The organism is Intrasporangium oryzae NRRL B-24470 (assembly GCF_000576595.1).
Lineage (GTDB): Bacteria > Actinomycetota > Actinomycetes > Actinomycetales > Dermatophilaceae > Intrasporangium_C > Intrasporangium_C oryzae.
Map to the genome: position 1 here is coordinate 75,431 of NZ_AWSA01000004.1, position 23,022 is coordinate 98,452.

Below are 23,022 nucleotides of genomic sequence, written 5' to 3' on the forward strand. Positions count from 1 at the left end.
CCGGCGTCAGGCACCGAGCCACGTATGCCGCTCGGCGGGCGAGCGCTCGCCCGCCGAGCGGCATACGTCGCTGCGTCTCAGCCCGTCGCCTGGGCGGGCTGACCGAGCGCCGTCGCGTCCGAGCGCTTCTCCATCGGCACCATGCTGTTGTTCGACCGTGCCGCAACCCGGGCCCGTGCTGCCTCCATCACGGAGTCGAAGGCCCCGCAGGTCGTGCACGCGAAGATGGCGGTCGTGCCGTCGTCGCTGGCCGTGACCAGCTGCTTGCCGTCCTTGGTGAACTCCACGGTGTTGACCGCACCTCCGTGACGGTGCAGGACGGCCCGGAGCTCACCGGTGGCGCGGTCCCACACGTGGACGGCGCCGTCACCGGCGGCCACGGCGACGAGAGACGCGTCCGGGCTGAAGGCCAGGTCGCCGAGGTAGGTGGTCGGGCCCTGGATCTCGCGGACGAGCGTGCCGTCCTTGACCCGGTAGATCCGGATGAGGTTGCTCGTGGTCGCCGCCGCGATCCACGCGCCATCCGCGGACGACGTGACGGCGGTCAGCGGGGCCGATCCCGGCGAACCCAGAGTGCGCGGACGTGCGGTGCGCTGCGAGAGGTCCCAGAGACGCACGACGCCATCCGTGCTGGCTCCAGCGACCAGCGAGGTGTGCGGCACGAACGTGACGTCGAACACGTGGTGACTGGTGTCGCCGCCACTCAGCCTGGCCGTGATCTTCCCGGACTCGACATCCCAGATGACGAGGCGGTTGCGCTGGTCGCCCATGGCCACGGTCTGTCCGGTGGGATCGACCGCCAGACCGTAGGTGAGCTGGTCGTCGAATTCGAGGACCCGTGCATCGGTCGACCCGTTCCTGTCCCAGATGCGGGGCGCCGAGTCGGCCGACGTGGAAAGGACGGCGCGCTTGCCGTCGGGCAGCCAGGCCACGCGAAGGTAGTCGTACTTGCCGAGCTCGGAGTCCGCCCACTCCTCGCTCGTGAGCTTGCCGGAGGCACGGTCGGAGATCTGGACCTCGCCGCTGTCGCTCACGCTGACGATCTCGCTGCCGTCCGGACTGATGTCGGCTCCCTGCATCCACGTGTCGACCTCGGCCACGACAGTGCGCGGGGTGAGCTCCCACAGGCGCGCCGAGCCGTCCCACCCGGTGGTCAACACGAGGCCTGGATCCTTCGGTGAGTATCGGACGTCGCTGATCGCCCCTGCGTGGCCGAGCAGCCTGTCGACGGGCGCGAGGTCGACGGCGCCGACCCGCCAGACGAGCGCCTGTCCGCCAACCCCTGCGGTGACGTCGTGTTCCCCGTCTTGGCTGAACCGGACGGCGGTGAGGAGATCCGGCTGGTCCGGGAGGCGGTTCAGCTCGGTTCCGGAGGCGACGTCGAAGATCTCGACCCCTTTGCCGAACACCGTGGCCACCCGGGAGCCGTCGGCGCTGACCACGATCTCCGACGGCGCTCGCGCGGCCCGGTTCATGGCCTTGGGCGACGTGGAGGTCTGCCATGTCCAGAGACCGAACGACCAGGGTTCACCGTGGGGGTGGGACCACATCGCGACCGTGTCGGAGCCCTTCCCCGCGAAGGCGACATCCGCGATGTCGGTCGGCCCGGCGATCGTCTCCTTCAGGGCCCGGCCGGTCCGCGTGTCATAGACCGTCGCGCGACCCGAACCGGCCGTCACGAGACGGCTGCCATCGGCGCTCAGGTCCAGGCTGGCCGAGTCCGTGCCGTCCTTGCCGAAGGTCGCGAGCCGCGTGCCGACACCCGCCAGCCAGGCCTGGGCGGGCTTGCCGTAGCCGCCGGTGTAGAGAACCGGTTCGCCCTTGCGGGCGCCCCACACGGCGGTCATGTAGTAGACGTAGCCCTCGACCTTCAGCACGTTCCTGCCCGTGTCGACTGCGTACACGGAGGTCTCGGGAGCGCCCGACGTGACCGCCAGGAGGGTCCCGTCCTTGCTGAAGGAGACGGCGGTGATCTCACCGCGCGTCGGATGCGTCGTGGAGGTCGTTCCGGGAACCAGTCCGTCGCCGACGGATGGGGGAGCGGTGGACCCGGTGGACTGCGGCGCGCCGAATACTCGGACCTGGCGGCCGGTTCCGGCGTCGAAGAGCTTGGCCACCCCGTCCGAGCCACCCGTCACGAAGGCGGTGCCGTCCGGGCTGAAGGCGGCCACGTTGACCGTCCCGTTGTCCGCCCTGACCCGCAGCCGCTGCCGGTCCGCATCGAGCGCCACCCTCACGGCGCTCTCCGTCGCAGCGTTCCGAACCATGTCCCGCGCCTTGACCGCGAGCCCGAGCGCGGTGGCCGGGTCGCTCGCGAGGCGCTCCATCGCGTCGGACAGAGTCGTGGCCGAGTTCGCCGCCGTCGAGGCGGCGTTCGCTGCGTCCCGACTGCGTCGAGAGTCCACGACGGCATAGACGGCGACGAGAAGGAACACCAAGAGGGCAGCGGAGACGAGGCGAGACCGTCGAAGTCGCTGCGTGGTCTCGCGGTGGAGTCGCTCGGCCTCCTGCCGCTGCTCGACGAGAGATCGCTCCGCGGCCTCCCGCTCCTTCTCGTCGACGTACCGACGCCGCCAGTCGAGGACGGCCGGCGCGAGGACGTCGTGGAAGATCTCGTACCGAGGCGCACCGGGTCGGTCGACCGGTGGCTCGACGGGTCGCAGGATCCGTTCGCTGCCGGAGGCGAGCTCCTCGGTGAGCGCGATGAGCGCCGACGGGTCGAGGCCGGCGTACTCGGCGAGGTCCGCAGCGGTGTGAGCGATCTTCATCCCCGAAGGAGTGACGAGGTACCGGAAGACCGCGGCTGCGGTGTCGCGCTGGGCGTCCGTCAGCTGTCCCATGACGTGGTCGAGGTGCGTCCGCACGATCCGCTCTGCGTCACCCAGCTCGTGCAGCGTCGACTCCCGCAGGACGCGGCTGCCGCGTGACCGCTCCTCGCCCCACAGCCGGGTCATGACGAGCTGGAGGAACGGTGTCTCGATCGTGACCGCCGACTCGTCCCGTCCGCCGGCACCGGACTCGGCCACGGACAGGTGTCCGGTGCGCAGCTGCTGGAGAAGCTCATCCACGAGAGACGGCTCGATGCTCACCTGCTGCTCCGTCGGCCGACCCACGTTGTAGCGCGCGAGCGGCTGCTCGATGGCTCGGCGTGCGGACGCAGCCCCGAGGTGGTCGAGCCTGAGGTTGTTGGCGAAGAGGCCGGGGACGTGCGCCTCGAGGGAGTCGAGCTTGGCGAGCGCGTCCTCACGCACCCCGATGAGGACGCTCACGCGCAGCCCTTGGGCCGAGACGATCCGGCCGAGCTCGATCGCGAGGGACTCTGCCTCGTCGGGGGCGACGTAGAGCGACTCCTCCTCGAACTGGTCCAGCAGGAGGTAGATGTCCGCATCGAGGGCGGTGCTGACCTCGCGGAGGAGCTCGAGCGACAGGGGCCCTTCCGGCGCAACGAAGTCCGGCGGCTTGAGCTTCGCAGGGATCGACTCGCGGACGGCCGTCCCGAGCCCGCTCAGTGGGTCCTCGCGCCAGGTCGCGTGGTAGACGACGACGGCGTGACCGACGGCGAGATAGCTGAACGCCGAGTCCGGCATACGGCGCAGCCTGCTCACGACTCCGGCGCGCAGGAGCGAGCTCTTGCCCACACCGCTCGGCCCGTAGAGCACAGTCAGCCGGCTGGCCATGAGGTTGGCGATCACGAGGTCGCGGTCTGCGTCGCGCCCGAAGTAGTACTCCTCGTCCTCCTCGCCGTAGGGCTGCAGTCCGCGGTAGGGGCACTCCGAGAGCGACGTCTCGGAGTGGACCGCGGCGGACAGGTCGGTACTCATGGTGACTCCGTCGCCGGCTGGAGCGCCCGCGTCAGCCATGAGTCCAGCTCGGTGGTGTACCCCTCCAGCCGCATGTCGAGGAGCTCGACATTGCGCCTGGCCCAGGCCTTCTCCTCGATGCGTTCCGGCTGGGGCTGGACCGCCCACGAGTTGTACTTCAGCCCGCGATCGCCCCAGAGCCGATGGAGGATCACACGGAGGTTCCAGTCGGACAGGCTGTAGCCGAGGAAGAGGAAGTTGCACCGGTGCATCCGGGCCAGGATGTTCACGGGGATGAGCTGGGCGGTGTCCGAGCGGCTGAGGTACTCGATGTAGTGGTTCTCGGTGATGACGAAGCTGTCGTCCTGCTCGGCGTGCCGGTCGACGGCTCCGTGGATCTTGGCGATGACAGGCCGCTCGTCACAGGTGAGGCCGGTGTAGCTGTTGGGGACGAGGATGACCTCGGAGGTCCCGTCGGGCCGGGTGTGCCGAAACTTTCCTGAGCTCGGTCCATCGGCGATGTACGTCAGCAGGTCGAACTCCTCGCCTGCGTCACGGAAGGCGTTCTCCAGCGCGTCGTCGTAGTTCGTCGTGATGTAGAGCGGGTAGAAGCAGTGCGCACCGGCGGCCCGGGCGCGGATCAAGGCCGGAACCGCCGCGAGGGTCCGGTGAACCGGCGTCGGTGAGTAGTCCGCGTCGAAGACAGCGTGCAGGGCCTCGTACAGCGGGCCGTTGCCCAGACTGACGTCGACGTACTGCGACACGCGTAGCAGGTCGGAGGAGTCGCCGTACGGGTACCGCAGGCCGATCCCCGTAGCGAGGTGGCTCGCGAGCTCGCTCCCGCTGGGGAGGTAGCGGCCGCGCTCCCAGTGCGCCGTTTCGGGACGACCACAGAGGTTCACCCCCGCGCCGAGGAACGGGACGACGCCCCCGTCGAGCAGACGGTTGGCCACCATCTCGAAGTGCGCTGCATCCGGCTGATTCGCCATGGCCCAAGCCCCCTCGGGCCCCTGCCCCCTGTGGCAAGTAGCCCTCTAACGAGTATGAGGACCTCAGGAGGTCCGTAGATACGGTTTCCTCACAGTCGCTCACGCATACGTCCGGAGGTCCGTCCCGCCTCTGGGTCCAGAATCTCGACGAGCGTCAGAAGCGCGTGCTGCACCAGGACTAGACGTGCACGGCCGAGTCCGGGGTCCGACCTGATGGCCTCGATGTCCGCGCGCAGCGGCGAGAACCAGCGGTCCAGACGTTCGCTCCCCAGGCGCTCGACGAAGCTTGCGTACCCCATGCAGTCCCACCGAGCCACCCCGGGCCCGTCCCCTCCGGCCGGTTCGAGCAGGACCTCGCCGATGGCCCGCTGTTCTCCCCGGAAGATGCGCAGGGTGGCCCCCGGCACATCGCTCGAGGCGAAGGCGTCCCTGATCTTCTCGAGCTGGTCGGCGACTGCCCGCTCTCGCTCCCTGCTGCGCGGGTCGAGGAACTGCGACTCGCGGCGCAGGATCTCGACCCAGCAGAAGTACTGGCCGAACAGGTAGAGCGTGTTGTCGATCGAGTACGCGACGTCTCGCTCAGGGTGTGGGCCAGTCGTGAACTTCCGGAGGAAGCCCTGACGCAAGATGTTGTAGATGCGCGTTTGCAGGTTGAAGGCCGCCTGGAGCAAGGGTTCTCGGAACTTGACGGCAAGCGCCTCCGCCGTGTGCATGCGGCTCGCGGCTGCAGACCGCTGCGCGAACCACGCCGACGTGAGTGCCGCCAGCGCGGCGACGAGGGCGGCGGCGATAGTGGCGACGGCTGAAGCATCCATGGTCACCCCCACGTGATGCGGAGCGGGCCCTCCCGACGAGGTTACGCCCGCCCTTGCCCGATCGATGCCGGAATGGGCGAGTCGCGCATCGGCCCGTGGGCCGCTCAGCGGGCGGGGGGTCAGCCGGCTGGTGCGGTGGTCACGCCGCACTGCTTCCCGGCCAGCTCGGTCATGGCGGCCGCGAACTCGCTGGCTGCCGGACGGACCGCGGCGTCGAGCGAGCCGAAGTACGCCGAGACCTGCTGGAGGCTCGCGGTCCGGGGGAGCTCCTCGCTCATCCGGTCGAGCTCGCCGTTCATGGTCCGGAAGAAGGCGTCGGCGGACTGTCGGGCGGCCGCCGACGCGTCTGCGAGCGCATCCGGCGGCGCCGTGCGCCACAGCGTGGCGACGGCACCTTCGGCGGCCTTGACCTGGTTGCGCAGGCCCTTCTCGAGCCTGGCGCGGTCGATGCTGCCGGAGCTGTTCATGGCGTCCATGAGGGGGTTGGTGGACGCCTGCAGGCTCGCACAGGTCGATGACACCCGTTGGCGGTACGTGGCCACGGCGGGGTCCTCGCCGCCGTTCGCCGTGACGAGCGGAAGCATCACCGCGAGGAGGGACACCACAAGCCCGAGGGCGGTGAGGGACTGTGCCGCGCCCCACTGGCCGGGGTGCGCGCGGGACCAGCGCCACAGGTGGACGACCAGGAGCACGCCGATCACGGCGGCGACGCCTGCTATCACGAAGGCCAGCTGTCGGCTCACTACGCGCCCCTGCCCGTGGAGATCCCACGCCGTTTCCGGCTTCGTCCCAATTATGGTGAAACCGGGGCGGGTCCGCGGCGGGACGCGAAAACTGGGGCCAACCGCTGCCCGGCGTGGCGTCGAAGGCGAAGAGCGCCAGGCCCGGGTCGAGGTCGGGCTGCCACATCGGGACGCCGACCGCTGCCGGCCGAGCGCCCGGCCGAGAAAGAACCGGACCCCACCCGGACACATGGGAGTGTGGAGACCATGTCCGACGCCGACCAGACGGCGCGATTCACCGCGCTCGCGCACGACGTGGCGACCCCGCTGCGCCGCTACCTCGTCCGCCGGGTTTCCGCTGCGGCCGTCGACGACGTCGTCGCGGAGGTGCTGCTCGTGCTGTGGCGCAGGCTGGCCGACGTGCCACCGGACGACCCGCTGCCCTGGACGTATGCCGTCGCGCGGGGCTGCGTCGCCAACGCGCGCCGGGCCGAGCAGCGTCACCTGCGTCTCGTCGACCGCCTCGGGCGTCTCGAGCGGCGCCCGGCGCTGCTCGCACCAGAGGGGCAGTCGGATGCCGACGCCGAGGTCCATGCCGCGCTGGCCGGTCTGCGCGAGGTCGACCGCGAGGTCGTGACGCTGTGGGCCTGGGAGGGGCTCGCGCCGCGGGAGATCGCGACGGTCACGGGTCTCACCCCCAACGCGGTCAGCATCCGCCTGCACCGGGCGAAGAAGGCCCTCGCCCGCGAGCTCGGAAAGAACGCGCCCCTCGGCGGACAGGTACCCGATGAAGGGAGGAGGCCACGGTGAACGACGACGAGCTCCTGGCCCGGCTGCGGGCCGCGGACCCGGCCGGCGAGACCGGTTCAGCGCACGACACCGGACTGGCCGACTCATGGGTAGACGACCTGGCGGAGGCCATCATGAAGACGGACGTCGAGCACGACGTGAGGGACGAGGAGCAGCAGGGCAGGGAGCGGGGCCGCGGCCGTGCCTGGGCGATCGGCGCGGCGGCCGCAGCGGTCCTCGCTGCGGGAATGGCCGGCATCGGACTCGGCAGGGGCGGCGAGCCGACACCGTCGGTCACCAAGCCCGCCGCGGTGATGACCCTGGCCCTGCCGGGCGGCAACGCGGCCGGGATGTGCATGCGGTTCTCCGTCGACGGGCTCAGGCCGATGGAGGTGGCCCTCTCAGGCACGGCGACCGCTGTGGCGGACGGCTCGGTCATGCTCGACGTGGACCGGTGGTACAAGGGCGGCGATGGCTCGACTGAAGTGAGGCTCACGACCCGGGACCGCTCGCCGTCGCTGGAGGGCGGGGTCGCCTTCGAGAAGGGCAGGCGATACCTCGTCACCGCGACCGGTGGCCAGGTGACCGGGTGCGGCTTCTCCGCGGAGTGGACGCCCGACCTTGCGGCGGCCTACGAGCAGGCGTTCGGCGGCTAGGACCCAGCAGGTATGCCGCTGCGCCGGCGAGCGCTCGCCGGCGCAGCGGCATACGGCCTCGGTCACTCGATGCGCGCGATCGGGGTCCCCTGGCTGACGACGGCCTCCTCCTCGACGAGGAGATGGACGACCCCGGCCACCGGGGCGAGCACGTCCGCGGCGACCTTGTCGACCTGCACCTCGGCGATGAGCTGATCGGCGGTGACCGCGGCGCCCTCGCCGACGAACCACGTCGAGAGGATGCCCTCGGCATCGGGGGTCTCCTTCGACAGGGAGGGGAAGAGGACGTCCGTCATCCGGCCACCACCCGGCGGACCGCGGCCTCGATCCGCTCCGGGCGAGGCAGGACGGCGTACTCGAGGACGTGGGCGTAGGGGATCGGGACGTCGGGGACCGCGACCCGCTGGACCGGCGCCTTGAGCACAGTGGGGTCGTGCTCGACCACCGTCGCGACGACCTCGCCGGACATGCCGAAGGACAGGTAGTCCTCGTCGACGACGACGAGGCGGCCGGTCTTGGCCACCGAGGCGAGGATCGCCTCCCGGTCGAGGGGGACGAGGCTTCGCAGGTCGATGACCTCGGCGTCGATGCCCTCGCCGGAGAGCTTCTCGGCGACGTCGAGCGCGTGGTGCACCGACAGGGAGACCGTCACGATGGTGACGTCCGTGCCCGCGCGGGCCACAGCCGCCCTGCCGATCGGCACGACGTGCTCGCCGTCGGGCACGTCCCCGATCGAGCGGGCGTTCTTCGCCATCCACGGCAGGCCCATGACGCCCTTGTGGAACATGTAGACGACCGGGCTGTCGTCGCGGATCGCCGCGGTCATGAGGCCCTTCGCGTCGGCCGGGTTGCTCGGCACGACGACCTTCATGCCCGGCAGATGGGCGAAGGTGCCCCATAGGCACTGCGAGTGCTGTGCGCCGTCGGAGTAGCCGCCGCCGACGGCGCACGTCAGCACCATGGGCACCGCGACGTTGCCGCCGGACTCGAAGTGGATCTTGGCCATGTGGTTGTAGATCTGGTCGAGGCAGACGCCCATGAAGTCGGCGAACATCAGCTCCACGATCGGGCGCATCCCCTCGACCGCGGCGCCGATGCCGAGGCCGATGAAGGCCGTCTCGGAGATCGGGGTGTCGATGATCCGGGTGGGGCCGAAGCGGTCGAGCAGGCCGGTCGTCGAGCTGAAGATCCCGCCGTAGGCGCCGACGTCCTCGCCGAGGTAGACGACGGAGGGGTCCCGGTCCATCTCCTGGGCGATCGCCTCGACCATCGCCTTCGAGGTGGTCAGGCGACGGTTCGTCGGGGTGGAGGCGGTTGGGGTGTCAGTGATGGTCATCGTCGTCTCCTCAGGCGAACACGTACGACGTGGCCGTGGCCGCGTCGGGCAGGGGGCTGTTCTTGGCGAAGGCGATGGCGTCCTCGACACGCTCGCTCGCGGTCGCACGGATGCGGGACACCGCGTCCTCGTCGAGCACTCCCGCATCGCGGAGGAGGCGCTCGTAGCGCGGGATGGGGTCGTGCTCGGGCACCTCGGCGAGCTCGGGCCGGTAGCCCTGCGCGTCGCCCTCGAAGTGACCCCACATCCGCAGGGTGTGCACCTCGATGAGCGACGGACCGTCACCGGCTCGGGCTCTGGCCACGGCCCGCTGCGCCGCGTCGTAGACGGCCTCGACGTCGTTGTCCTCGATGCGCTCGCCGGGGATGCCGTAGGCCGCGGCCCGGTCGGCGTTGGAGGGGATCGCCGTGGCCACGTCGCGAGGCACCGAGATGGCCCAGTCGTTGTCCTCGACGACGAAGACCACGGGCAGCGTCCACCGCGCGGCGAGGTTGAGCGACTCGTGGAACGCGCCCTGGTTGGCGGCGCCCTCACCGGTCACCGCCACGGCGATCTGGTCGGTGTCGCGCCGCGAGAAGGCGAACGCCTGCCCGAGCGCGGGCGGGTAGCCCTCGGCGATGATCCCGGAGCACGAGAAGTGCGTGGCAGGGTCGAAGAGGTGCATGTGGCCGCCGCGTCCCCGGCCGAGGCCGGTCTCCCGGCCGAAGATCTCGGCCGTCATCCGGTGCAGGTCCATGCCGTGGGCCACGGCAAAGTGGTGCGGCCGGTGCGTCGCCGTCACCGCGTCGTCCGTGGTCAGGTGTGCGCAGACCCCGGCGGCGACGGGCTCCTGCCCGGCCGAGAGGTGCATCTCTCCCGGGACGAGCCCCTTGCCGATGTCGAAGCCGGGCCCCTTGTCGGCGTGGTACTCCCGAAGGATCGCCTCCTCGTACGTCCGGGAGAGGACCATCGTCTCGTAGAGCCCGATGCGAACGGCCGGGTCGAGGCCCGCGCTGCCCGCCCGTCCGGTGCTCGACGTGCTCGAGGTTGGGGATGGGGCATGTGTCGTCATGACGACCTCCAGTTCCCGGGGCGGATCCTGGCAGGCGCCTCGGGGACAGGGGAGGGGCGCTCGTCCACGACCAGCACGGACGTCCCGGAGGGCCGACTGGCCACCTTCCACACTAGGCACGAGCCCCGCGAGGGTCATCGGAATGGCCGATCCCACAGGGGGCGATCAGCCCGTATGCCGCCCAGCCCGTATGCCGCCCAGCCCGTATGCCGCCCAGCCCGTATGCCGCCCAGCCCGTATGCCGCCCAGCCCGCATGCCGCTCAGCGCGCGAGCACTCGCCCGCTGAGCGGCATACGGCCGGGATCGTGCACCACGCGGCTTCCGGCGGCGCCGACGGTCGTGTAGAACTCAGAGGTGACCGCCCGCCGGCGTCCGAGATGGTCCGAGCTGCAGCCGCTGCTGCAGCCCCGCGGCGCCTCGCTCAGTCCGACCGACCGTCGCCTGGCCTCCGCAGCATCGATCGCCGACCTGCGCCGCCTGGCGCGCCGCCGGGCACCGCGGGCGGTGTTCGACTACACGGACGGCGGGGCGGGGGACGAGGTGGCCCTGCAGCGCTCTCGGGAGGCCTACGGGCGCATCGAGTTCCGGCCCCGGGTGCTGCACGACGTCTCGGTGGTCGACTCGACCACGACCCTCCTCGGGCGACCGGCCTCCGCCCCGCTCGTGTTCGCCCCCACGGGGTTCACCCGGATGATGCACACCGAGGGAGAGCCCGCGGTGGCCCGGGTGGCGGCGCGGGAGGGCATCCCGTACGCCCTGTCGACGATGGGCACGACGTCGATCGAGGCACTCGCGGCCGCGGCCCCCGAGGGACGACGGTGGTTCCAGCTCTACCTGTGGCGCGACCGCGGGGCCAGCCGCGACTTCGTCACCCGCGCTCACGCGGCGGGCTACGAGGCCCTCGTGCTGACGGTCGACACCCCCGTCGCGGGCCCGCGCCTGCGCGACGTGCGCAACGGCCTGACGATCCCGCCGTCCCTGTCGCTCCGGACGTTCGTCGACGGCGCCCTCCACCCGGCATGGTGGTTCGATCTGCTCACGACAGAACCCCTCGAGTTCGCGTCCCTGAACCGCTCCGACGGAACCGTCGCCGAGCTCGTCGGGCGGCTCTTCGACCCGGCCGCGACGATCGCCGACCTGGCGTGGCTCCGATCGGCGTGGCAGGGACCGATCGTCGTCAAGGGCGTCCTCACGGTCGAGGACGCGCGGGCCGTCGTCGACGCGGGAGCCGACGCGGTGGTCGTGTCCAACCACGGCGGTCGCCAGCTCGACCGGGCCGCCACTCCGCTGGAGGTGCTCCCGGCGGTCGTCGACGCCGTGGGCGACCGGGCGGAGGTCTACGTCGACGGCGGGATCATGTCGGGCAGCGACGTCGTCGCGGCCGTCGCCCTGGGGGCTCGGGCCGCGCTCGTCGGGCGCGCCTACCTCTACGGACTCATGGCCGGGGGCGAGCGCGGGGTCCAGCGCGCGGCCGACATCCTCCTGGGCGAGGTCTCATCGACGATGGCGCTGCTCGGCGTGACCCGGGTGACCGACCTGCGGCCCGATCACCTGCGGATCCGCAGTGACGGGAGGTAGTTTCGAGCATGGACGTCATCGAGTACACGCCCTCGACCGAGCAGTACGCCTACACCTTCGGCGGCGCCGCACCGGTGATGCGGGTGAAGCCAGGGACCGCGCTGCGGCTCTGGTCCGACGACGCCTTCGGTGGGGCCCTGCGCACGGTGGACGACCTGTCGAGCGCCAAGGTGGACCTCCGCTTCGTCAACCCCCAGACCGGGCCCTTCTACGTCGAGGGCGCCGAACCCGGCGACACGCTCGTGCTCCACCTCGTCGCGCTCGAGCCGGCACGCGACTGGGGTGCCTCGGCGGCGATCCCCTTCTTCGGCGGGATGACGAGCACCGACCGGGTCGTCACCCTCCAGCACCCGTTGCCGGACACCACGTGGATCTACGAGCTCGACCGCGACCGGGGCACGGTCGCCTTCGCGGCCCGTCACAGCGACCACCGCATCGAGCTGCCGCTCGAGCCGATGCTCGGGACCGTCGGCGTCGCGCCCGCCGGGGGAGAGGCCCGCTCCTCCCTGGTCCCCGAGCGGTTCGGCGGCAACATGGACACCCCGCAGATGCGTGCCGGGTCCACCGTGTTCCTCGGAGTCAACGTCGAGGGCGCGCTCTTCTCGATCGGGGACGGTCACTACCGGCAGGGCGAGGGAGAGGCCTGCGGTACCGCGGTCGAGGGGGCCATGACGACGACCCTGATCGTCGACCTCGTCAAGGGGAGCGCTCCGGGCTGGCCACGCATCGAGGACGACACCCACTGGATGACGGTCGGCTCGAGCCGGCCGATGGAGGACTCATGGCGCATCGCCAATGCCGAGCTCGTCCACTGGGTGGCCCGGCTCCTCGGGCTGCACACGATGGACGCCTACCAGCTCTGCTCGCAGATCGCCGAGGTGCCCGTCGCCAACGTCGTCGACGCCAACTACAGCGTCGTTGTCAAAGCGGCGAAGGCGCTGCTCCCGCCCGCGGATGCCTTCGGCGGGATCCACGCGGACCTTCGGGCCCGGGCGCACTCCCTCGGCATGACCTGACCCCAGACCTCCCTCCCGTTCGATGTTTTCCACGGTCACACGTGACCGTGGAAAACATCGAACGGGAGGTGGGTACCTGACCGACCCCGACGAAAGGCCGAGACCATGGATCTCCAGCTCAGCGAGAAGCGCGTGCTCGTCACCGGCGGCACGCGCGGCATCGGCCGGGCCATCGTCGAGGCGTTCCTCGACGAGGGCGCGACCGTGGGGTACTGCGCCCGAGACGCCGACGCCGTCACGACGACGCAGGAGGGACTGCGCGGCCGGGGACCGGCCACGGGCTCGGTCGTCGACGTCGGCGACGCCGAGGCCCTCGCCGCATGGGTGGACGCCTGCGCGCAGGCGATGGGCGGCATCGACGTCGTCGTCGCCAACGTCAGCGCCCTCGCCATCCCTGACACAGAGGAGAACTGGCAGCGCAGCCTCAACGTCGACGTCATGCACACGGTGCGTCTGGTGCGAGCGGCCATGCCCCACCTCGAGCGGAGCGACGCCGCGTCGATCATCGCCATCTCCAGCGTCTCGGGGCGCGAGTCCGACTTCGCCTCGGGGCCCTACGGCACCGCGAAGACCGCGATCGTCGGCTACATCCACGGGCTCGCGTTCCAGCTGGCTGACAAGGGGATCCGCGCCAACACGGTCTCGCCGGGCAACACCTACTTCGAGGGCGGTGTGTGGGCGTCCATCGAGACCGGCGACCCGGCGCTCTTCGAGATGGCGGTGGGGCTCAACCCGACCGGCCACATGGGCACCCCGGCGGAGGTCGCCGCGCCGGTCGTCTTCCTCGCCAGCCCCGTGGCCAGCCGGATCAGTGGCACGAACCTCGTCGTCGACGGCGCCCTCACACGGGGCATCCAGCTGTAGCCCGCTCGTTCTCGGTTCCCGTCGGCGATCGGGCATCCCCGGCCGGCGACCCGGTGCTGCAGTCGAGAAAGTTCGGGCGTTTCGCCCTCCTTGACCGACGAGCGGGTCTAGCGTCGCGAGAGGGTCGCCGAAGGGGACGGCCTGACCGGCGGGGCACACCTGCCGCCGCCGTGGAGGTGAGCATCCATGTCGAATTCCGTATCTCGGGGGAGATCACGCCGGTTCCTCGTCGCCGCCACCGCGGTGACGTTGGGCGCGGGCACGGCCCTCACCGCGACCGCCCTCGGGGCGAGCGCGTCAGGCCAGGCCGCCTCGACCTACATCGTCCTCGCTCGTGACGGCGCCGCTGCGGGAGGCGCGTCCCGGGCGGTCACCGCTGCCGGGGGCACCGTCGTCGCGTCGTACGACGCGATCGGGGTCGTCATCGCCCGTTCGTCATCCGCAGACTTCGCCGCGACCGTGAGTGGCCGCAGCGGCATCCAGGGCGTCTCGGCGACAGCCGGGTTCGCGACGAAGGTCGGTGACACGACAGACGGCGCGAGCGATGCGACGAGCGACACCGCACCCGCTGCACCGGCGGCGCCGACGACGTGGGGCGACTCGCTCTCCGGGCTCCAGTGGGACATGAGGCAGATCAAGGTGCCCGAGGCACAGGCGATCAATGCGGGGAGCTCCTCCGTGCTCGTCGGTGACATCGACACCGGCCTCGACTTCACCCACCCCGACCTCGCGCCGGTCTACGACGCGGCCAACAGCACCGACTGCACCAGCGGTGCGTCGGCACCTCTTGCGATCGGTAATGACGCGAACGGTCACGGCACCCACACCGCCGGCACGATCGCGGCAGCCGCGAACGGCACGGGGATCGTCGGGGTGGCGCCAGGCGTGCGCATCGCCGGGATCCGTGCCGGAGACGCCGACGGTTTCTTCTTCCCCGAGGCGGTGGTCTGCAGCTTCATGTGGGCGGCAACGCACGGCGTCACCGTCACGAACAACAGCTACTTCGCCGACCCGTACCTCTTCAACTGCAAGAACGACCCGGTGCAACGCGCCATCTGGGAGGCCGAGCGTCGCGCGATCCGGTATGCCCAGGCCCGGGGCGTCACCGTCGTCGCGGCCCAAGGCAACTTCGCCGACGACCTCTCGCACCCCACGATGGACAACCAGAGCCCCGACAACACGACTCCCGTTGACCGCACCGTCACGAACGCCTGTGCGGTCGTTCCCGTCGAGGTCTCGGGTGTCGTCGGCGTCACGGCGACAGGAAACCTGCAGATGAAGTCCTTCTACTCGTCGTACGGCATCTCGACCGCCGACGTCGCGGCCCCCGGCGGTGACTCGATCCTCCAGCGCACGGCAGCCTCGCCCAACGGGCGCGTCCTGTCCGACTGGCCGCTCGGCGCCATCAACAACTGTCTGGCGAGCCGCCGGCTCTTCGAGAACGGCTCGCTGTACTGCTACCAGCAGGGCACGTCGATGGCCTCCCCGCACGCCGTGGGGGTCGCCGCCCTGATCGCGAGCACGACAGGCGCTCGAGGCGGAGCCCTCGCCGCGGCCCTGACGGGTGCCACCAACTCGCTCTCGTGCCCGGCCGACGTGTCGATGTACGCCTTCTTCCCGAGCCAGCTCGACCTCACGACGCCGCAGACCTGCTCCGGCGGCGTGGGCCACAACAGCTGGTTCGGCTCTGGCGAGGTCGACGCGTTCAAGGCCGTCTCGCACTGACCGATCTGCATGACGTATGCCGCTCAGCCCGCGAGCGCTCCCGGGCTGAGCGGCATCCGTGCTGGCCCACTGCGCTCCGCCTCAGATCCCGCGCCAGGTGGAGGTGATCCTGCCGACCCTTTCGGACACTCCGGCCCCGACGAGGACCCCGACCGCGATCGCGACGATGGACATCAGGGCGTTGAGGAAGTCGGTCAGGCCCGCAGCCTCGTCCGCGCCGACCAGTTGGGCGACGCCCTGGAGCCCGAGGGCCCCGGGAACGAGCAGCCAGAAGGTGGGCAGGAAGGTGACGGGCACAGGAGGTCCGCTGCGTCGGCTCTGGATCAGGTAGCACAAGGGCAGAATGACCGCCGCCGAGACGAAGCTCCCACCGAGCGAACCGAGGAGACGCCCGGTCCCCGCCTGGACGGCGTAGGCGGTGTACAGCACGAGGAGGAGCCAGGCCAGGGTGCCCCGCGGCGCGGACGAGGCAAGGTACTGCCCGAGGCCGAAGACGAGCACCCCGACCCAGGGAGCCCACAGTCCGAGTGCATGAGCGGCAGGGCTGCCCGAGCCCGAGATCGGCCCGGCAACCTGCGCGCCCATGGCGATCCCGAACGTCAGCAGCAGGAGACGCTCGAGCCCGTAGACGAGCCGGGATGAGCCCGCGAGCATGTCGCCCGTGGACAGCTCGACAGTCGCCATGGTGAGCGCGGCCCCGGGGAGGAAGGTGACGAGCGCCGGGACCACGATGTCGAGCGGGGCGACGTCAATGAGCTCGGCAACCCACTCGAACACGAGCCACGTCACGGCGAAGGCGGTCGCCACCGGGAGCACGAGCGACAGGGTGGCCTCCCGGTCCGCCCACCATCGCATGCCTCCCACCAGCAGACCGAGAACCAGGTACACGGGCAGGGCGGTCAGCGTGGGGTTGAGCATGAGCCCGAGACCGACGGTGAGGATGCCGCTGCCGAGAATCGCGACGAGGGCGCCGAACCTCGGGGGCGAGGTGAGCAGGTCGTGGAGCCGCCGGTGTGCTCCCTCGACGTCGAGGGCGGCATGGCGGATGTCGTCGATGAGCCGGTAGAGCGCGTCCACCTGGTCGAGTCGCAACGGCGCGCTCGTGCCGGCCTCGAAGTCCATCGTGCTGGTGTTCCCCGTGTCGATCCGCACGAAGACACCAGTGGGTACGACGAAGAAGGTCACACCCGTGGCGGCATAGACCGTCGCGACCTGCTCGAGGATCTGGGTGACGCGGTCTGCGGGGTCTCCCGCACGCGACATCGCGATGCCGAGCTTGCGAAGCAGGTCGAGAACCGCCGCGGGCGGCTGAGCGCTAATGGGCTCGGGGGCCGGTGCCTCGGACGTGGTCCGCCGCGCCGCGGCGTCGGCGAGGTGCGCCCACAGGCGCTTGCGCTGCGACTCGAGCCATCGGGCGACGGAAGGGCCGCGCTCCGGGGCCGGGGGAGGTGCGTGACCGCTCACGTGACCAAGCGTCGTCCCCTTCGAAGCGGAGGGCCTAGCCCGCCACGGATGATGTTGGTTCCCGCCGACGACCGTCCCTCGAAGGGAAAGGCGGCCCGTCCGGGCGGTTGTCACGGCCCAGACGGCCCGGCAGACGTCGCGGCCGGCCGCGAGGGGAGCTCAGCCCTTGTCGTCCCAGGGGGCGGTCTCGTCCATCTTCGCGTAGTACTTCGCGAGGTGGCTCTTCACGCGGTCGACGTCTCGACTCGGCAGGTCGACGCCGCCCCTGGACCCCTGCATCACCGCAGCCGCCGCCATGACCCCGCGTGGCACCGCGACGAGCCTGCCGCCGACCACGTCGGCGATGAGGAGCTTGTAGGCCGTGAAGTTGTCCTTCTTGTCCGCGTCGTACCAGACGTGCGCGTCGCGGTAGCGCTCGTTGGGCCCGTCGTCGGCCTTCGCCCACGAACGCACCCTCGACTCCGCGGCGTCGCCGTCCCACTGGCGGTCGCGGTCGGCCAGTGGGAGGTCCTGGAAGCTGGTCACAGCCATGGCTCGTCTCCTTCGCGTCGGGACTGGATGCTGTTCAGATGCCCTGTCCCATACCCGACCGGGCAGCCGGCAACCACCGATGCCCCGTCCTTCAGCTCGGCCGCGTCAGCGCGGTGATCTGCTCGCCGACGAGCTGCGTGAGCAGGTCCTGCTCCGGGACCACGTCGGGGTCGGCGACGGTCGTGACGACGAGGCGACCGGCATACGAGAGGACGTCGAAGCACACCCCGACGTTTCCCGGGGTGAGGGCGAAGGGCACGACCCTGGCGACGCGTCGGCCGGCGAAGTGGAGCGTCGCCGAGGGGCCGCGCACGTTGGTGACGAACGTGTGGACGAGGCGCTGGTGGTCGATGAAGACCTGGAAGAGGCCCATGCGGCCGAGGAGGCGGAACACCACGCCGAGCGGGACCGCCGAGGCACCCTTCGACCCCGCCGCCCTCTGACGGCTGGTCCTCGCCGCGACGACGGCGAGGCGCTCCCCGGGGTGCGCCGACACCGGCACGGCGACGGGTGCAACGCCGGTGTCGTTGCCCAGGCGATCGGCCGTCGTCGACCGCCGCACGGAGACCGGCACGGAGACCACGAGCTCGTCCGGGTGCTCGCCGCGTTGGGCCAGCACGCCGCCGACGGCCCCGCCGATGGCCGAGAGCAGCAGGTCGTTGACGGTGCACCCATGGGCGTGTGCCGCCTCTCGAACGTCGGCCAGAGCGACTTCGACGGTGCTCAGCCGGCGCCGGGAACCCGTCGGGCGGTTGAGCGAGGTCCGCGCGGCGAGCCTCAACCCACGGCGATCCGCACGAACACCTTCACGCCGGGCTCCACGGCCTCCCGTGCTCGCGCTCGCGCCACCGCGCGCCACCATGAGCTCTCTGACCCCACGCACGGCCGCTCGTGCGCTGCCCCAGGCATGACCGAGGGCGACCAGCCGGTCGTGGCCGGCATCCGCCCTGAGCGTGTGCGACGACGGCCGAGCCACGGGCGCGAGATCCCGGGACGCGGCTCCGGAACCAGCCCTGTCGTCGTCATCGCTCGGGTCGCAGAGCTCGGCCAGCACGGCCAGCCCGCCCAACCCGTCGGTCAGGACGTGGTGGATGACCAGGATGAGCGCGCCGCGCCCGTCCGGCAGGCCGCTGACCCAGCACGCCGCCCAGAGTGGCCGGTCGCGGGGCAGCCTCGTGCAGGCGAGGTCGGCGGCGACACGCAGCAGCTCCGTCTCGTCGTGGGCGACGCGGCCCGTCACGTGCCGTTCGATCGCGAAGGCCGCATCGTCGACCCAGACCGGCCGCCCCGCACCGATCGGCACCGTCTCGAGGACCTGACGCAGCCGGGGGACCCGGCAGACCCTGCGACCGAGCAGGCTGCGCACCGCCGCGAGGTCGAGCTCGGCGCCGCCGTCGCCAGCCCCCTCGCCGCCGCCGTCCATGACGAGCACGGCCCCGATGTTCGTCGGCACCGGTCCGCGGTCGGTCGCGAGAGTCGTGAGGTCGTTGGGGCTGATCCGCTCGATCCCCGGTCGCGCGACGACCGGATGCGGGCGCGCCTGCACGGGTTCCGCCGATGGCTTCACCTTTCGACGGTAACCCTGGAGCTCGGGTACGCGGCCCGATCGGACGTGCCGCGGCACGAACCGTGGCTCCGGACGGGACCCGGCCGCATACGGCGTTGCGACGGTTCTGTCTGTCTATGTCCTCACATCGGCCCCACGGCGGCCGGTGACGGCGGGAGGATGAGGGTGGGCGGGCAGTCGGTCCCGGCCCTCACACCTCGGGAAGGGGTATACATGAACGCCCAGAAAGGTTCGATCCTCGTCGGCTACGACGGCTCGGTCGGATCCCGGGTCGCGCTCGACTGGGCCGCCGAGACGGCTCACCGCCAGGGCAAGAAGCTCACCCTGCTGCACTGCGTCGACCTCGCCATGGTGCCCGCCTTTCCCGCCTACGACCCGGTCCACATCGCTCCCTCCCTGCGAGAGGTGTCCCGAGCGGTCCTCGACGCCGGCGTCCTTCGCGCGCAGAAGGTCCTCGACCCGAAGGACGTCGCGATGCTCCACGCGATCGGCAGCCCGTCCGCCGAGCTCGTCGACAGCTCCAAGGACCACGACCTCGTCGTCATGGGGTGCCGCGGCCGCGGACGCCTGCTCGGCGGCCTGCTCGGGTCGACCGCCTATGCCGTGACGGCGCACGCACACTGCCCGGTCGTCGTCGTGCGCAGCCAGGTGCGCGAGCATCCCGACGACCTCGTGATGCCCGGACCGGACCGCCGCGTCATCGTCGGCGTCGACGACTCCGACGAGTCGGTGCGCGCGCTCGAGATGGCCGCCCAGCTCGCCGACGCGTCCGGCGCGCAGCTTCACATCGTCCGCGTCGCGATGGCCGTGTCCATGGAGGCGTGGACCTACGCCGAGACCGCCAAGGCCGGGACGTCCCAGACCCACGAGCTGCGCGACCACGCCGAGGAGACGGTGCGCCGGGCCGCGGACCACGTCCGTGCCGCCTACCCCAACGTCTCGATCGAGACCGAGGTCCTCTACGGCGACGCCGGCCATACCCTCGCCGAGCTCGGCGAGCGCGCGGGCCTCATCGTCGTCGGTTCACGCGGGCGTGGCGGCTTCTCCGGGCTGCTTCTCGGCTCGGTCAGCCACACGGTCATCCACGAGGCGAGCTGCCCCGTCATGGTCGTGCGCTAGCAGACGGCCTCGTCCGGACCCCATCACGAGGTATGCCGCTGGGTGGGCGCTGGTGCCCACCCAGCGGCATACCTCTTGCCCCCTTCATGGACGTGTGGTTAGGGGATCCCCCGACTGGGTATGGCGGGGACCGGGTGGCGCGAAGGAGGCGGGCCCGGCCCGGGGTGACTGCCGGGCCCGCCTCTCGCGACGCGCCTACTTACCCTTGATGGAGAACGCGTAGAACGTCGTGCTCGGGGTGCCGAGACCGAAGCGGCCGTAGCCGTTGCCCCAGTAGACGACGCCCTGGTTGCTGATCGCCGGACCGGCGTTGCTCGAGCCCTCGCCGACGAGATCCTTGAGGATGGCACCGGTGGCCGCGTCGAACGCGTACATGTGTCCGCTCATCGACCCTCCGTAGAGCACGCCGTTCGAGACCGAGACGGCGCCGAGGGGGGAGTCGGCACTCGGGTCGGGCACCTGCCACAGGACCTGCCCGCTCGCCGGGTCGAGGGCCGCGAACGAGCCGTAGGCGGGCAACGTCGACCCGTTCGGGTACGGCTGCCGGTTCCAGTTGGCCTCGGCGACGTAGATGCGCTTGCCGTCCGTCGCCGTGCCCCACTCGATCCCACCGAGGGTCGAGCCCGGCCCGGCCTGGGTCGACCAGACGATCTCGCCCGTCGTGGCGTCGAGGGCCCAGTAGATGCCGCTCTTCGCCCCGGCGCCGACGAGGTCGCGCTTCTTGCCGTTCGTCGTCGCCGAGAACAGGTTCGGACCCGATCCGAAGTCGAAGTCCGGACCTGCGGCAACCGGGCAGTTGGGCACGCCGACGATGCACGAGACGATCCAGTCGTCGAAGCCCTGGACGCCCGTGCTCCACTTGACCAGACCGGTCGCCGGGTCGAGCGCCATCACGGCGTCGACGTGGTCGCTGGGGTCGAGGCACTGAGCCGGGGACCCGCCGTCGAGCTGGCACTGCTTGACGGCCGGCGGGACCGAGTAGTTGTTGCCGGTGGTGATGTACACCGCGCCCGTCTTCGCGTCGATGGCCGGGGTGCTGCCCCAGACGGCCCCGCCCGAGTAGCCCTCGGGCACCGTGTAGGTCGTCCAGATGACCTGGCCGCTCGCTGCGTCGACCGCACTGAACGAGCCACGGAAGGTGCAGCACTCGTAGCCGGGGATGAAGGCCGCGACGTTCTCCTCCGCAGAGGCGGCGCCCACGTAGATGACGCCGTTCCGGACGATCGGTGACTGCGTGATGATCGAGTAGATGCTCGGGTTGATCACCGAGCTCCAGAGGAGCTCACCGGTATTGGCGTTGATGGCGAGCAGCCGGGCAGGTCGCGGCGTCAAGAAGCTCCCGCCGCCCTGGTCGCCGATGTAGACGACGTCGCCGACGACGGCCGGGCTCGTGCGCGACACGAGGGTCGGGTCGTCGTTGTAGCCGTAGTCGGAGAGCTTCTTCTGCCAGACGAGGGTGCCGGTCGTGGCATCGACCTTGTTGAGATAGCCACCCCAGTCGGGGAAGTAGACGGCCTTGCCGACGACGGCCGGTGTCGCCGACACGTCGCCATGCGTCGTGAAGGTCCACTTCGTGGCCAGCAGCCGGGCGTTGCCGGGGGAGATGGCCGTCTGCGCCGGGTTGGAGCGCGAGTTGGCATAGTCGTGACCACCCATGGTCCAGCTCTGGGTATCGGCGGACGTGAGGGTGGCGGGGACGAGCACGGCGAGAAGTGCCGCCGTGAGGCTGGTCAGGATCAAGCGGGTCGTGCGGATCGAACTCATATCGGTCTCCACGGCTGACGAGGAGCCCCCCGAGCGCGCCGACGGCGGGATACCGGGCGCACCGCCTCGTGACCCCCTGACCCTGACCCGAACGAGACGGCGACTCGACGCTACGCGCGTCGAGCCGCCGTTTCAGGTGATTGGGAGAACTTCCGGCGCTGCGCCGACGGGCGTCCTGCCGGCGGTGGCCGGGTCTCAGCCGCCGAGGGTCGTCGCCACGCGCTCGAGAGCCTCGTCCCACCGGTGCTTGTCGCCGGGGCCGTCCTCGGCGATGCCGAGTCCCTCGTGGTAGAGGTCGAGGCGCGTCCCCGTGCCGTCCTCCACGAGGTGGACGTCGACGAGGCTGAGCGGGCCGTCCTCGGCCGGGTGCCACGTGACGCGCAGCTGTTCGAGGGGGTGGTAGCTGCGGACCACTCCGTGCGGGCCGTCGGCGCTGTGCCACGACTGGCCCTTGCTGCCGAGGGTCACGCCCGGGCCGAGGAGCGCCTCGGTCCCGCGCGGACTGATGAGGTGCTCCCACACCTTCGCGACGGGCGCCTCCACGGTCACGCTGGCGTGCACGCCGGCGGGCGACCCCTCGAGCTCGGCGTCCTCGGGGATCGACTGCGTTGAACTGCTCATGGGCACCTCCGGTCCGCTCGGGTCCGGCCCCGGATGGGCTGGACCCACCAGAGACAGTCGACCAAAGGTTGGCCGGGATGACAATGCCTTCGAGACGTATGCCGCTCAGCCAGTTCGGGGGTGCGTGTCGGTGGGTGCCTCTAGCCTCGGGTCATGATCGACCATTTCGGTATCAACTGCTCCGACCTGACCGCGAGCGCACGGTTCTACGACGAGGTCCTCGGCGTCCTCGGCTTCACCCGGCAGATGGACTTCGGCGTCGCGATCGGCTACGGCCCCGAGGGTCACCCGGTCTTCTGGATCAGCGGCTGGGACGGCCCCGAGCCCAACCGTGAGGTCCACGTGGCCTTCCAGGCGGAGGGTGTCGACGCGGTGCGGGCGTTCCATGCCAAGGCGATGGACCTCGGGGCCGAGTCCCTCCACGAGCCGCGCCTCTGGCCCGAGTACCACCCCGGCTACTTCGGGGCCTTCGTCCGCGACCCCGACGGCAACAACGTCGAGGCCGTCTTCCACCGCGCGCCCCCGGAGAGCTGACCGAGCCGGCAGCCCACGGCCCGCGACTGCCGCCGGGCGGGGCGAGGCGGAGCGGCAGTCCCGCCGGGGCCGCCGGGCCA

20 protein-coding genes are annotated in these 23,022 nt (G+C 71.0%); 8 read left to right on the top strand and 12 right to left on the bottom strand.

Translation table 11 applies throughout. The features are described from left to right. Positions 1–77: 77 nt before the first annotated feature. The 4 genes from N865_RS02735 to N865_RS02750 form a co-directional block, all read right to left on the bottom strand. Positions 78–3,821, bottom strand: coding sequence for an nSTAND1 domain-containing NTPase (locus N865_RS02735; RefSeq protein WP_157557531.1), 3,744 nt, complete (start codon positions 3,819–3,821; stop codon positions 78–80). Continuing rightward, the gene (locus N865_RS02740) at positions 3,818–4,789 is read right to left on the bottom strand and encodes an SIR2 family NAD-dependent protein deacylase (protein WP_084327887.1); all 972 of its coding nucleotides are present in this window, start codon (positions 4,787–4,789) and stop codon (positions 3,818–3,820) included. Before N865_RS02740 ends, N865_RS02735 begins: the two co-directional genes overlap by 4 nt. An 89-nt stretch (positions 4,790–4,878) precedes the next feature. Beyond that, positions 4,879–5,616: a hypothetical protein gene (locus N865_RS02745; RefSeq protein WP_157557532.1), complete on the bottom strand. Its 738-nt coding sequence runs from the start codon at positions 5,614–5,616 to the stop codon at positions 4,879–4,881. Between the two features lie 107 nt (positions 5,617–5,723). Beyond that, positions 5,724–6,347 carry a hypothetical protein gene (locus N865_RS02750; protein ID WP_034801279.1) on the bottom strand — a complete coding sequence of 208 codons (624 nt, stop codon included), beginning with the start codon at positions 6,345–6,347 and terminating at the stop codon, positions 5,724–5,726. A gap of 246 nt (positions 6,348–6,593) precedes the next feature. Between N865_RS02750 and N865_RS02755 the strand changes: the two genes are divergently transcribed. Both N865_RS02755 and N865_RS02760 read left to right on the top strand, forming a co-directional pair. Continuing rightward, positions 6,594–7,136, top strand: coding sequence for an RNA polymerase sigma factor (locus N865_RS02755; RefSeq protein ID WP_169735686.1), 543 nt, complete (start codon positions 6,594–6,596; stop codon positions 7,134–7,136). Further along, the gene (locus tag N865_RS02760; RefSeq protein WP_034801283.1) at positions 7,133–7,771 is read left to right on the top strand and encodes a hypothetical protein; all 639 of its coding nucleotides are present in this window, start codon (positions 7,133–7,135) and stop codon (positions 7,769–7,771) included. The genes N865_RS02755 and N865_RS02760 overlap by 4 nt, the downstream gene beginning before the upstream one ends. A 62-nt stretch (positions 7,772–7,833) precedes the next feature. Here N865_RS02760 and N865_RS02765 read toward each other — a convergent pair whose 3' ends face one another. Genes N865_RS02765 through N865_RS02775 form a run of 3 tightly spaced genes read right to left on the bottom strand, consistent with a single transcriptional unit; the run spans position 7,834 to position 10,158 of the window. Next, positions 7,834–8,067: a lipoyl domain-containing protein gene (locus N865_RS02765; RefSeq protein WP_034801285.1), complete on the bottom strand. Its 234-nt coding sequence runs from the start codon at positions 8,065–8,067 to the stop codon at positions 7,834–7,836. Then, positions 8,064–9,107: an alpha-ketoacid dehydrogenase subunit beta gene (locus tag N865_RS02770; RefSeq protein ID WP_034801288.1), complete on the bottom strand. Its 1,044-nt coding sequence runs from the start codon at positions 9,105–9,107 to the stop codon at positions 8,064–8,066. Before N865_RS02770 ends, N865_RS02765 begins: the two co-directional genes overlap by 4 nt. Positions 9,108–9,117: 10 nt before the next feature. Beyond that, a complete protein-coding gene (locus N865_RS02775) occupies positions 9,118–10,158 on the bottom strand; it encodes a thiamine pyrophosphate-dependent dehydrogenase E1 component subunit alpha (protein WP_084327888.1) in 1,041 nt (346 codons plus the stop codon). 355 nt (positions 10,159–10,513) lie between these two features. Here N865_RS02775 and N865_RS02780 point away from each other — a divergent pair, with 355 nt between their 5' ends. The 4 genes from N865_RS02780 (at position 10,514) to N865_RS02795 (ending at position 15,342) form a co-directional block, all read left to right on the top strand. Beyond that, complete coding sequence (locus N865_RS02780) at positions 10,514–11,737, top strand: alpha-hydroxy acid oxidase (protein ID WP_034801291.1); 1,224 nt, start codon at positions 10,514–10,516, stop codon at positions 11,735–11,737. An 8-nt stretch (positions 11,738–11,745) separates the two neighbouring features. Continuing rightward, positions 11,746–12,753: an acetamidase/formamidase family protein gene (locus N865_RS02785; protein WP_034801292.1), complete on the top strand. Its 1,008-nt coding sequence runs from the start codon at positions 11,746–11,748 to the stop codon at positions 12,751–12,753. Between the two features lie 105 nt (positions 12,754–12,858). Further along, the gene (locus tag N865_RS02790) at positions 12,859–13,617 is read left to right on the top strand and encodes an SDR family NAD(P)-dependent oxidoreductase (RefSeq protein WP_034801294.1); all 759 of its coding nucleotides are present in this window, start codon (positions 12,859–12,861) and stop codon (positions 13,615–13,617) included. Positions 13,618–13,803: 186 nt separating this feature from the next. Next, positions 13,804–15,342, top strand: coding sequence for a S8 family serine peptidase (locus N865_RS02795; RefSeq protein WP_034801296.1), 1,539 nt, complete (start codon positions 13,804–13,806; stop codon positions 15,340–15,342). Positions 15,343–15,423: 81 nt separating this feature from the next. Here N865_RS02795 and N865_RS02800 read toward each other — a convergent pair whose 3' ends face one another. From N865_RS02800 to N865_RS02810, 3 genes are all read right to left on the bottom strand, one after another. Then, positions 15,424–16,806 (bottom strand): threonine/serine exporter family protein, encoded by a 1,383-nt coding sequence (locus N865_RS02800; protein ID WP_084327889.1) that lies wholly within the window; start codon positions 16,804–16,806, stop codon positions 15,424–15,426. A 159-nt stretch (positions 16,807–16,965) separates the two neighbouring features. Then, the gene (locus tag N865_RS02805; RefSeq protein WP_034801298.1) at positions 16,966–17,337 is read right to left on the bottom strand and encodes a hypothetical protein; all 372 of its coding nucleotides are present in this window, start codon (positions 17,335–17,337) and stop codon (positions 16,966–16,968) included. A 91-nt stretch (positions 17,338–17,428) separates the two neighbouring features. Beyond that, positions 17,429–18,904 (bottom strand): wax ester/triacylglycerol synthase domain-containing protein, encoded by a 1,476-nt coding sequence (locus N865_RS02810; RefSeq protein ID WP_169735687.1) that lies wholly within the window; start codon positions 18,902–18,904, stop codon positions 17,429–17,431. 213 nt (positions 18,905–19,117) lie between these two features. On the opposite strand from N865_RS02810, the gene N865_RS02815 reads away from it, so the two are divergent. Then, complete coding sequence (locus N865_RS02815) at positions 19,118–20,023, top strand: universal stress protein (protein WP_034801300.1); 906 nt, start codon at positions 19,118–19,120, stop codon at positions 20,021–20,023. A gap of 195 nt (positions 20,024–20,218) precedes the next feature. Here N865_RS02815 and N865_RS02820 read toward each other — a convergent pair whose 3' ends face one another. Together N865_RS02820 and N865_RS02825 are read right to left on the bottom strand one after the other, a co-directional pair. After that, positions 20,219–21,787, bottom strand: a complete 1,569-nt coding sequence (locus N865_RS02820; protein WP_034801302.1) for an outer membrane protein assembly factor BamB family protein — start codon at positions 21,785–21,787, stop codon at positions 20,219–20,221. Between the two features lie 195 nt (positions 21,788–21,982). Further along, entirely contained in the window at positions 21,983–22,408 is a 426-nt protein-coding gene (locus tag N865_RS02825) for an SRPBCC family protein (RefSeq protein ID WP_034801305.1), read from the bottom strand. Positions 22,409–22,561: 153 nt separating this feature from the next. Here N865_RS02825 and N865_RS02830 point away from each other — a divergent pair, with 153 nt between their 5' ends. Beyond that, a complete protein-coding gene (locus tag N865_RS02830) occupies positions 22,562–22,942 on the top strand; it encodes a VOC family protein (RefSeq protein WP_034801307.1) in 381 nt (126 codons plus the stop codon). The last annotated feature ends 80 nt before the right edge of the window (positions 22,943–23,022 follow it).